The organism is Mycobacterium sp. (genome assembly GCF_035603715.1).
Classification (GTDB): Bacteria; Actinomycetota; Actinomycetes; order Mycobacteriales; family Mycobacteriaceae; genus Mycobacterium.
This window is the reverse complement of sequence record NZ_DATNJW010000703.1, coordinates 18,830-28,317: the sequence shown is the minus strand read 5'-3', so window position 1 is coordinate 28,317 and position 9,488 is coordinate 18,830. Positions and strand designations below refer to the sequence as shown.

Below are 9,488 nucleotides of genomic sequence, written 5' to 3'. Positions count from 1 at the left end.
GGTGCGCGACCCGCCGTCGCCGACATCGAGAACCTCGACACCGCCGCACTCGCCGATCTGCTCGCGGGCCACGACGCGGTGGTGTTCTCCGCCGGCGCCGGCGGCGGCGATCCGGCTCGCACCTATGCCGTCGACCGCGATGCCGCGATCAGGGTGATCGACGCCGCCGGTCAGGCCGGCGTGCGACGCTTCGTCATGGTGTCGTACTTCGGCGCCGGACCCGACCACGGTGTGCCGGAAGACAACTCCTTCTATCCCTATGCCGAGGCGAAAGCGGCGGCCGACGCCCACCTGCGCGCCGGCGACCTGGACTGGACCGTGCTCGGGCCCGGCCGTCTCACCCTGGAACCGGCGACCGGCCGGATCGCGGTCGGTATCGATGCCGCCGAGAAAGGCTCAGTTTCCCGCGAGGACGTGGCCCTGGTCGTGGCCGCCGCATTGAACGACGATTCGACAATCCGCCGGACCATCGACTTCAACAACGGTGACCTGCCCATACCTGAAGCGCTGACCGCCGGGTAATCTGCACTACGCAGTTGGTCTGCCGATGACGTCAACGGTGACGACGTCGGCATCGAGCGAAGCACGTTAGATGTGCTCCGTAAGAGGGAACCCGGTGAGAGTCCGGGACTGTCCCGCAGCGGTATGCAGGAACGACCGCCGTCACAAGCACTGATCGCAAGATCGGGAAGCGACGGCCAGTAGGAGCACCACCCGGTGCACGCCTGTGAGTCCGAAGACCTGCCGGCTGTGTCGGGCGCGCCGCGCCTGGCGGCTCACCGCCTCGAGGAATGGGCGTCCGGCCGTAATGGTTGCAGTGGCTGTGTGCGCTGCGCCGGATCGGTTTTGCGTCCGTTGGCGGCGACCACCCCGTCGATTGAAGGACACGAACCATTGTGACCGCAAACCCCTTTACCGCCACCGTCACCGGCTCCCCACGTATCGGCCCAAAACGCGAACTCAAGCGCGCCACCGAGGGTTACTGGGCAGGCCGCACCAGCCGCGCCGACCTTGAGAAAGTCGCCGCAACCCTGCGCCACGACACCTGGTCTCAGCTGGCCGCCGCCGGCCTGGACTCGGTACCGGTGAACACCTTCTCCTATTACGACCAGGTGCTCGACACCGCCGTCATGCTCGGTGCGCTGCCGCAGCGCGTGCAGGCCGTCTCCGACGACCTCGACCGCTACTTCGCCGCGGCGCGCGGCACCGGTGACATCGCGCCGCTGGAAATGACCAAGTGGTTTGACACCAACTATCACTACATCGTCCCGGAAATCGGGCCGAAGACGAAGTTCTCGCTGCACCCCGAGAAGGTGTTGTCGGAGCTCAAAGAGGCTCGCGATCTTGGCATTCCGGCCCGTCCGGTGGTCATTGGGCCGGTCACTTTCCTGCTGCTGAGCAAGGCGGTCGACGGCGCGGGCGCACCTATCGAGCGCCTCGACGAACTGGTCCCGCTCTACATCGACCTGCTGGGCCAGCTCGCCGACGAGGGCGTGGCCTGGGTGCAGATCGACGAGCCGGTGCTGGTGACCGATATCTCCGGCGACGCGCCGGCACTCGCGGAAAAGGTCTACAACGCGCTGGGCGCGCTGGACAAGCGGCCCGCGATCCATGTGGCCACCTACTTCGGCGACCCGGGTAAGAGCCTGGCCGCGCTGGCCCGCACGCCCATCGAGGCGATCGGTGTCGACTTGGTCTACGGCCCCGACACCGCGGTGGCATCGGTTCCCGAGTTGGCCGGCAAGACGCTGGTGGCCGGAGTCGTTGACGGACGCAACATCTGGCGCACCGACCTGGAGGCGGCACTGAGCAAGCTGGCCAGCCTGCTCGGTCCTGCCGGGGCGGTTGCGGTGTCCACGTCCTGCTCGACGCTGCACGTGCCGTATTCGCTGGAGCCCGAGACCGATCTGGACGATGCGTTGCGCAGCTGGCTGGCATTCGGCGCCGAGAAGGTGCACGAGGTGGCCACTTTGGCGAAAGCGCTGAAGGATGGCCGCGACGCGGTGGCCGACGAGATCGCGGAATCCAACGCCGCGGTCGCGTCGCGTGAGAAGGACCCGCGGCTGAACAACAGCAAGGTGCGTGAGCGCCTCGAGTCGATCGCGAAATCCGGTGGCACGGAGCGGGGTCCGGCCGCCGAACGTCGCGATGCGCAGATCGAGCGGCTGCATTTGCCGCCGCTGCCGACGACGACGATCGGGTCGTTCCCGCAGACCGTCGAGATCCGCAAGGCCCGCGCCGCGCTGGTCGCCGGAGAGATCGACGAGGCGGAGTACACCCGCCGGATGCAGTCCGAGATCGCGGCCGTGATCAAGCTGCAGGAGGAGCTGGGCCTCGACGTGCTGGTGCACGGCGAGCCGGAGCGCAACGACATGGTGCAGTACTTCGCCGAGCAACTGGACGGCTTCTTCGCCACCAAGAACGGCTGGGTGCAGTCCTACGGCAGCCGCTGCGTGCGCCCGCCGGTTCTCTACGGTGACGTGACCCGCCAGCACCCGATGACGGTGGAGTGGGCCAAGTATGCGCAGTCGTTGACCGACAAGCCGGTCAAGGGCATGCTCACCGGCCCGGTGACGATCCTGGCGTGGTCATTCGTCCGCGACGACCAGCCGCTGGCCGACACCGCCCACCAGGTCGCGCTGGCCATCCGCGACGAAACCGTGGACCTGGAGTCGGCCGGTATCGCTGTGATCCAGGTCGACGAGCCCGCGCTGCGAGAGCTGTTGCCGCTGCGCGACTCTGACAAGCCGGCCTACCTGGACTGGGCGGTCGGCTCGTTCCGATTGGCGACATCGGGTGTGGCGGACTCGACGCAGATCCACACGCACCTGTGCTACTCGGAGTTCGGTGAGGTGATCGGTGCGATCGCCGACCTGGACGCCGACGTCACCTCGATCGAGGCGGCCCGCTCGCACATGGAGGTGCTCGACGACCTGAACTCGATCGGCTTCTCCAACAGCGTCGGGCCGGGGGTCTACGACATCCACTCGCCACGCGTGCCGAGCACCGACGAGATCGCCACGTCGTTGCGCGAAGCGCTGAAAGCCGTTCCGGCTGACCGGCTTTGGGTCAACCCGGACTGCGGCCTGAAAACCCGGAACCCTGACGAGGTTTCGGCATCGCTGACCAACCTGGTCGAGGCGACGAAAAAGGTCCGCGCCAACGCCTAACCATTTGTCGTCGAGCGTGGAGCTGTTGCGAAAAAGCGCTGGATCCTCGCAATAGCTTCACGTTCGGCGCTACGACTCCACGTGCACCGGCACGTCGTCGGCCCAGGGTTGCCGCGTCACCATGTCGGCCACTCGGACGTAGCCGCGTTCGAATTCGCCTGTGGCAGCGTCGACTAACCGGTACTGCTGGGTTTGTCGATGGATAGGCTGGGCATCGAGCATCACGATCCGCACTTCGCCCGGTTCGAAGTGGCAGCGCTTGTGCAGTGCCGCGACAAGTTGCTCGTTGCTGAAGTGCCCGTCGCCGAAATTCCATCCGATGGCCGTGCTGGTGACGCGTTCACCATCGGTCAGAACGTAGTCGTCCTCGTTATGACCGGCCATCACGCGGTGCGCCAAGGTGAACAGCGCCCGACCGTGAGTGTTGAAGGCGCGGAACGCATATCCCATGTACATCGGAATCTGCGCGGCTTCCTTGCTGCCATAGAACTTCTCCAACTGGGCGGCCGGCATGCTCGCGATGGCGACGATGTTGTCGGCGATCTTCGCCTCCGCGGAGGGCTTGATGCACCACAACGTGGTGTCCCAGTTTCCCGCGTAGTAGCGCATACCCGGGAGGAAGGAAATCTTGCGCGGGAACAGGTTTCCGGTCACGACGGTGCCCGCCACCACCGCGAACAGCAGTAGTGGCAATGGCGTGGTCAGGTCATGCAGTCCGATCGAGGCATGCCCGACGAACAGCGCGAGCACGCTGAACATCATGAAGACGTTCCACTCCAACGGCACGCCCATCGGGATCGACGACAAGATGCCGAAGTGGAAGCACAGCATGACGAACGCGGCGATCGCGGTGGGCCAACCGCCATGGCTGAAGAACAGCACCAGCGGCACCAGTCCCTCGATGGCCGTGCTGAAATGCGCGAGCCAGCGCGAGCGCCAGCCGGGACGAAGGTCGTCCGGAAAGTGTTCGAAGAATTGGCGTTTGATGAACCGCGGCCGGAACAACGGGTTGTTACTCATCATCGTCGAGATGACGAACGGGAAGTGCTTGTTGAGTTTCGATGTCGCCGCGCCCAGCCAGATGACCAGGCACACCAGCTTCGCGCCCAGGATCAGGTCGACGCCATAACCGGCGAACAGGAACGCGGCGGTGAACGAGGCGTACACCTCGCCGCGGGCGGCCAGGAAGATGACCTTGTCGCGCAGGCCGAGCACCGCCAGCACACCGAGCACTGCCCAGATCTGCCACGCCGGGAGCACGCCGACCGTCGTGCCCAGCGCGGGCATCGGACCGGTGCCATCGGAGAAGATCGCGATGCCGAGCAGCACCAGCAACGCGCCGTAGAGCAGCGCGTCGAACGGTGTGCGGCTATCCCCCTCCGTGAATGGAATCCGGCCAGGCCACGGTGGCAGTCGGATGGTGCCGGGTCGCAGCCAATACAGGATCGAGCCCAGCGGCGGGAAGAACCGGTTGTTCAGCGGGCCGAAGCCGCAACCGAGACCGACCACCTCGAACAGCATCGTGTAGAGCACGACCTTCTCGAACACGATCGGCTCGGCGTACCAGTGCGCGACATTGGTGAAACCGTTGATGCCGGTCGTGGTCAGCGCCAGCAGCCAGGCCGCCAAGATGTACAGCACGATCTTGACCACGTAGAACAGGTGCAGCAACACCGGGGTACCGAAGCCGACCTCGGCCCAGTGCCGGGCCATCGGGATGATCTTCTCGGCGCGGGTGCCCTTGCTCCACTCGTCGAAGTCGACCTGCGGAGTTTCCTGTTTGAGAAATCCCATGGCGGCAAGATTAGAACGTGTTCTAGCGCCGTGGTCCCCGTTCTTCGTAAACCCTGTCGGCCGAGCGCTTGACTACTACTTTGCGTCAGCTTTCGCAGCCACCCAGGACAGCTTCGTCTCCGGACCACGGATCAACGTGACATGGTTCTCCTGGATCAGTGCCGTCGCAGAGATCGGCACCGGCATCGTGTTCGCGATCGGGTGCTTTTCGGGCTCGCCGCCTCGCCGGCGTAAACTCGGTGGTGCAACTACGCCCACAGCAGGGGGTATCGGAGATGAACGCGACGGCGGGCACATTATTCTTCGACGGAGCGTGTGGAATGTGCACACGCTCCAAGGATTTACTGCTGAAGTTCGATCGGACCGGAAATATTCGGACCGAGCCATTGCAAAGCCCCGGCGTGGCGGAACGGCTCGGTGTCGCGCCGACGAGCCTGCTTGATGCGGTGCGATGGCTGGATTCTTCGGGAACGGTCTACTCCGGCGCGGAGGCCGCAAACGCGGCGCTCTCGACGGCGATCGGCAGCCGAGTCCCGTTGCTGGTCTACCGGATTCCCGGCATCCGCTTCATCGAGGACGTCGTCTACCGGTGGGTGGTAGCGCACCGGTATCGGTTCCCGGGCACCACGCCGTACTGCGAATCACACCCCACCGCCTGTTAGGCCCGTCGCGGCGGGCGGGGCACAAAGCGGGAAACCCGGTCGACCACGTCCTGATAGTCGGGTCGCCGCTCCAGGCTGCGGGTCTCCATCATCGGGATGCTGCCGCCGAGGAACATGCCCAGCATCCCCAGTGCCCCCAGGCACACCCACCAGGCGTCCGACGGCGCGACGGCCACACCGAACAACGCCAGCGAAACCCAGAAACTGAACTCCCCGAAGTAATTCGGATGTCGCGACCACGACCACAATCCGCGGTCCATCGCCTCACCGGCTCGCCGATCCCGGACGAACCGGTGCATTTGAACGTCGGCGACCAACTCAAGAGTCACGGCCGCCAGCCCGACAACGAAAGCGATATCGGTCAGCCAACCGATGTCGCCGCCCGGTCGGGTCACCGCGACGTACACCGGCAGCATGCCCGCGAACACCAGAAGTGTGGGGATGAGGTGGATCGTCACCAGGTCGACCACGAATTCCCATCGCCCGGCCCGCTCGCGGAACATCGGGTAGCGCCAATCCTCGTGGTGCAGACCGGGAAACGCGTACAACCAGTTGGCGGTCAGACGTATCGCCCACAACACCACCACCACCGCGATCAGCCAGCAACGTAATTGCTGTACCCCGGACTGACTCCACCAATAGAACAGCAGCACAGGCGGAATCACGCTCCAGTACGCGTCGTAAAAGCTGGAGTTGCGGTAGGCCCGGCTGAACGCGAAAATCACCAACGTGCCCAACACGTCGGCGACCAACGTGTCCAGCCACAGCCGGCCGGTGTGCACACCCCATACCAGCCAGGCCGCGCCCACCGCTATGGCAACGAGATAGGCGATACCGACCAGCGTCAGCGATTTTGCCTTGCTCATCGTCTTTTCTCCCAGTGCGGACTCTTGACCGCCTCAAGCGCTTCGGTGACATAGCGGTCCAGCGCCCGCGGCTTTTTCGTCGACTGACAGACCCACCGCTGAAACGCAAAATCGGCTGCTGCAAAGGCAAGTTGAACCAACAAGCCGGGCCGGATGTCGGTGTCGGGGTTGGCGCCCATGCGCGCGGCGACCAGCTTGGTCGCCCGCTCCTTGTCGGCGGGACGGTGCACGGTCAGCTTGCCGAGCAGATCGGGGGCGACCAGCAGGGCTTCCCGCCACTCTTCGGTATCGGCCACCCCGAACGAACGGGTTCGGGTGACGATGGCGTTGATCAGCGCGAGGTCGGGGGCCTCGGCGGCGGGCCGCTCTTCGAGCAGGCTGACGATGGCGGTGCCGCCGTATCGCACCGGCGCCAGCAGCAATTCCTCCTTGGTCGGCACATAACGAAAAAAGGTGCGCGGGGAAACGCCTGCGGCCGCGGCGATTTCCTCGGTCGTCACCGCGTCGTAACCGCGTTCGATGAACAGCCGGAACGCCGCTCGACGAATGTCGGCCCGGATCTGGGCGCGCTGCCGATCGCGCAGCGACTCGGTCATCGGAAGCAGCCGATCCCACCGTCGACGTGGATGGTCTGCCCGGTGACGAAGGTCGCGTCGCTGCTGAGCAGGAACGCGACCAGTGCCCCCACGTCGTCGCGTACATCGCCGATGCGCTTCATCGGAACTCGTCGAACCGCCTTGGTGTAGTCGTCCGGCGCGAACTGCTTCCACAGTTTGACGCCGTCGGATTCGGCGAACGGGCAGACCACGTTGACGCGAATGTTGTCCCGGCCCCATTCCAGCGCAGCGACTTTCGACAGCCCGCGGATGGCTTCCTTGGCGGCGGCGTATCCGCCCCACCTCGGCTCGCCGCCGGTGCCCGTGCCCGAGCCGAAATTGACGATCGAACCGCCGCCGGCCTGAACCATCAAGGGATGCACCGCCTGCATGAGCAGGAAGCTGGCGCGCGGCCCGACGTCGTGGCCGAGGGCGATGTCTTCCGTCGTGATGTCGACGAACGCCTTCGGCTCGTTGGTGGCGATCGCGTTGTTGACCAGCCCATGCACCGCGCCGAAGGCGTCGACCGCGGCCGCGACGATTCGTTGAGCTGATTGCGGATCGCGCAGATCGGCGACCAATTGTTCGACGCGACCGGCCGCTCGGAGTTCCTCGGTGGTCGCGGCCAACTTCTCCTCGAGAATGTCAACCAGCAGAACCGCTGCCCCACGTTCGAGCAAGGCGGCGGCGACGCCTCTACCGACGCCTTGGGCGCCGCCGGTGATGATCGCGACGTGGCCGCGCATCGAGTCGGGGTGGGTGTAGCTCATTTAGCCGGTCCCATCCGCAGCGGCACACCGCGGTGCATCTCGTACGTGCTGCGCACGCCACCGGGCAGCTCGATGAATTCGACCGGGGTTCCGTCCGGGTCTTTGACGAAAAACATTCGTACTCCACCGATCTCGAACGGATCCTGTTCTGGCGGATAGCCGGCATCGCGGATGCGGCGGTGAGTGTCGTCGAGGTCGACGACCGACAGGGATACGTTCTGAATGCCGATGATGCCTCGGCGGGCCGGCTTGTCCGTGGCGGGTTCGGCGCCCAGCGACAGCAGCTCGACCATCAGGCCGCCCAGCAGTCCGCCGACCACGCGACCTTCCTGTTTGTGCTTCGCGTGCAGCACAGCGTCGAAAGGCTCACCGGAGATCAGGCTTTCGAAGACGATGTCCATGCCCAGTGCATCGCGATAGAAAGCCAGCGCGCGGTCCATGTCGGTTACCCCGACGACGAGATGACAGAATGAGATGTCGGTCGCAGCGGCCATCATGTGCTCGATGCGAGACGAGCGGCCGGACGCCCGGCGAACATCGGCAGGTCCAGGTACGTCTTGATGCCGGGCTCGGCAGCGCACACATCGGGAATGGCGTTGACGCAGTGATTGGCGGTGACCACGACCCCCGGATTCTTCACCAGCCCTTCGGCAATCGTCTCCGGCTGCAGACCCTTGAACGTGAGATTCACCGTCGGGTCGCCGGTGATCTCGACCTCGAAGCGTTCGCCGCGGTCGCCGAAATTCCAGGCGGGTTCCAGGTTTTCCTCGCCCATCAGCCAGTTGACCGCTGCGGTGATCACCGGCTCACCGTCGACCAGCGCCTGCCAGCGGAACCGGCGCGCGGCCACGGTTCCCGCGCGGATCGGGAATGGGTCGTAGTCGATGTCGGCGGTCGCGACCGCGATGTCCTGGATCGTCCTGATGTTCGGCTCGATACGAAAACCCATGTGGTCGGCAATCATTCGCACCGACATCTTGAACCCGTTTTCCAGCAGGCTGGCCATCGGCCCTTGGACGGCTTCCTCGGGGGTGCCACCGAAACCCATGATGTGGCGCACCACATCGGGAGCGTTGTAGGTACGGATGTCGGAGAACTCTTCGGCGCGGACGTGGGTGACCGCCGACGACAGCGACGAGATCATCAGCGGGAACCGCTCGGTGATGCCGCCGGGATGGATTCCCGACCCGTGCAGCGTCACCCCGCCCGCGACGGCCGCGTCAGCGATCGCCGCGACCGCGGGGCTGCTCAGGTCCGGGTACACCCAGCCGACCGGGGTCACCACGTTCTTGCCGGACCGCAGAATCGCCACGACCTCGTCGTCGTTGGGGATCAGCGGGCTGTACACCACGCAGTCGGCGTCGAGGGCGAGCACGTCATCCTTGTTGGATGTCGCGGCGACGCCGAGCGATTCGATGCCCAGGATCTCCCCGACGTCGCGCCCGTTCTTGTCCGCGCTGTGCACCCAGCAGCCGGCCAGCTCGAGCTGCGGATGATTCAGCACGCATTCGATGGCGGCCTTGCCGACGCCTCCGGTGGCCCACTGAACGACACGCAACTTGGCGGGGTTACTCATGCGTGGCACAGTATGACTGACTGGCAGTCACTGTCAACGACGACGAAGGGTCGG

At 65.3% G+C, this 9,488-nt stretch carries 9 protein-coding genes and 1 riboswitch; of the genes, 3 read left to right on the top strand and 6 right to left on the bottom strand.

Annotated elements, in window-relative coordinates; translation table 11 throughout:
• The coding region (locus tag VN856_RS28325) for an NAD(P)H-binding protein (protein WP_325695470.1) at positions 1-522 on the top strand (522 nt) is incomplete at its 5' end.
• 30 nt (positions 523-552) lie between these two features.
• Positions 553-763: riboswitch (cobalamin riboswitch) on the top strand.
• A 133-nt stretch (positions 764-896) separates the two neighbouring features.
• Positions 897-3,170, top strand: coding sequence for a 5-methyltetrahydropteroyltriglutamate--homocysteine S-methyltransferase (metE, locus tag VN856_RS28320; RefSeq protein ID WP_325695467.1), 2,274 nt, complete (start codon positions 897-899; stop codon positions 3,168-3,170).
• A gap of 69 nt (positions 3,171-3,239) precedes the next feature.
• On the opposite strand, the gene VN856_RS28315 is transcribed toward metE, so the two are convergent.
• Complete coding sequence (locus VN856_RS28315) at positions 3,240-4,964, bottom strand: DUF3556 domain-containing protein (RefSeq protein ID WP_325695464.1); 1,725 nt, start codon at positions 4,962-4,964, stop codon at positions 3,240-3,242.
• Positions 4,965-5,239: 275 nt separating this feature from the next.
• Between VN856_RS28315 and VN856_RS28310 the strand changes: the two genes are divergently transcribed.
• Positions 5,240-5,626 (top strand): DUF393 domain-containing protein, encoded by a 387-nt coding sequence (locus VN856_RS28310; protein WP_325695461.1) that lies wholly within the window; start codon positions 5,240-5,242, stop codon positions 5,624-5,626.
• On the opposite strand, the gene VN856_RS28305 is transcribed toward VN856_RS28310, so the two are convergent.
• From VN856_RS28305 to VN856_RS28285, 5 genes are read right to left on the bottom strand one after another with little or no spacing between them, the layout of a single operon-like run.
• On the bottom strand, positions 5,623-6,492 hold the full coding sequence (locus VN856_RS28305) for a DUF1295 domain-containing protein (RefSeq protein WP_325695459.1): 870 nt from the start codon (positions 6,490-6,492) through the stop codon (positions 5,623-5,625). The genes VN856_RS28310 and VN856_RS28305 overlap by 4 nt on opposite strands.
• A complete protein-coding gene (locus tag VN856_RS28300) occupies positions 6,489-7,088 on the bottom strand; it encodes a TetR family transcriptional regulator (protein ID WP_325695456.1) in 600 nt (199 codons plus the stop codon). The genes VN856_RS28305 and VN856_RS28300 overlap by 4 nt, the downstream gene beginning before the upstream one ends.
• A complete protein-coding gene (locus tag VN856_RS28295; RefSeq protein ID WP_325695453.1) occupies positions 7,085-7,858 on the bottom strand; it encodes an SDR family NAD(P)-dependent oxidoreductase in 774 nt (257 codons plus the stop codon). Before VN856_RS28295 ends, VN856_RS28300 begins: the two co-directional genes overlap by 4 nt.
• Positions 7,855-8,355, bottom strand: coding sequence for a VOC family protein (locus tag VN856_RS28290; protein WP_325695450.1), 501 nt, complete (start codon positions 8,353-8,355; stop codon positions 7,855-7,857). The genes VN856_RS28295 and VN856_RS28290 overlap by 4 nt, the downstream gene beginning before the upstream one ends.
• A complete protein-coding gene (locus tag VN856_RS28285) occupies positions 8,352-9,434 on the bottom strand; it encodes a dihydrodipicolinate reductase (protein WP_325695447.1) in 1,083 nt (360 codons plus the stop codon). The genes VN856_RS28290 and VN856_RS28285 overlap by 4 nt, the downstream gene beginning before the upstream one ends.
• Between the last annotated feature and the right edge of the window lie 54 nt (positions 9,435-9,488).

What these genes read in the sequence shown, in the direction of transcription:
- VN856_RS28295 (WP_325695453.1), bottom strand. Translation starts at nt 7,858, where the DNA reads ATGAGCTACACCCACCCCGACTCGATGCGCGGCCACGTCGCGATCATC.
- VN856_RS28305 (WP_325695459.1), bottom strand. Translation starts at nt 6,492, where the DNA reads ATGAGCAAGGCAAAATCGCTGACGCTGGTCGGTATCGCCTATCTCGTT.
- VN856_RS28285 (WP_325695447.1), bottom strand. Translation starts at nt 9,434, where the DNA reads ATGAGTAACCCCGCCAAGTTGCGTGTCGTTCAGTGGGCCACCGGAGGC.
- VN856_RS28300 (WP_325695456.1), bottom strand. Translation starts at nt 7,088, where the DNA reads ATGACCGAGTCGCTGCGCGATCGGCAGCGCGCCCAGATCCGGGCCGAC.
- VN856_RS28315 (WP_325695464.1), bottom strand. Translation starts at nt 4,964, where the DNA reads ATGGGATTTCTCAAACAGGAAACTCCGCAGGTCGACTTCGACGAGTGG.
- VN856_RS28290 (WP_325695450.1), bottom strand. Translation starts at nt 8,355, where the DNA reads ATGATGGCCGCTGCGACCGACATCTCATTCTGTCATCTCGTCGTCGGG.
- VN856_RS28310 (WP_325695461.1), top strand. Translation starts at nt 5,240, where the DNA reads ATGAACGCGACGGCGGGCACATTATTCTTCGACGGAGCGTGTGGAATG.